The 396-nt window shown below is 56.8% G+C and carries 1 protein-coding gene; it reads left to right on the top strand.

The window, feature by feature from the left end; all coding sequences use genetic code 11:
- On the top strand, window positions 1-396 hold a 396-nt coding region (locus tag BFQ03_RS20825), incomplete at both ends, for an immunoglobulin-like domain-containing protein (protein ID WP_139115720.1).

Below are 396 nucleotides of genomic sequence, written 5' to 3'. Positions count from 1 at the left end.
CGACGCAGATCAACGACACCATCGACAAGGTTGATGTAGTCCTGACCGCGACCAAAACCGTGGGCGAAGGCGGCGAGATCGTCTACACCGCGACCCTGGTCGACAAAGATGGCAAGCCGGTCACCAACACCACTGGCCCGCTGACTGTGACTCTGGATAACAACCAGACCATTACTATCGGCGTGAACCAGTCGAGCGGCACCGTTTCGGCTGTGGCTCCGGACGATGTGTACAAAGGCGACCAGACTGTTACTACCGGCATCAAGGAAGTCACCGGCGGCGAGCACTTTGAAAATCTGGTCCCAGGTACTGACAAAGTCACCACGATTGTCACTGATACCCCAGGTACCGATACCGATAACACCACTACCGTGACGTTGACGGCTCCGTCGGAAG

The sequence above is a fragment of the Pseudomonas sp. 25 R 14 genome (genome assembly GCF_900004755.1).
Classification (GTDB): Bacteria; Pseudomonadota; Gammaproteobacteria; order Pseudomonadales; family Pseudomonadaceae; genus Aquipseudomonas; species Aquipseudomonas brenneri.
Note: the sequence above shows the minus strand (reverse complement) of the source record. Positions and strands in the feature narration are given on the sequence as shown.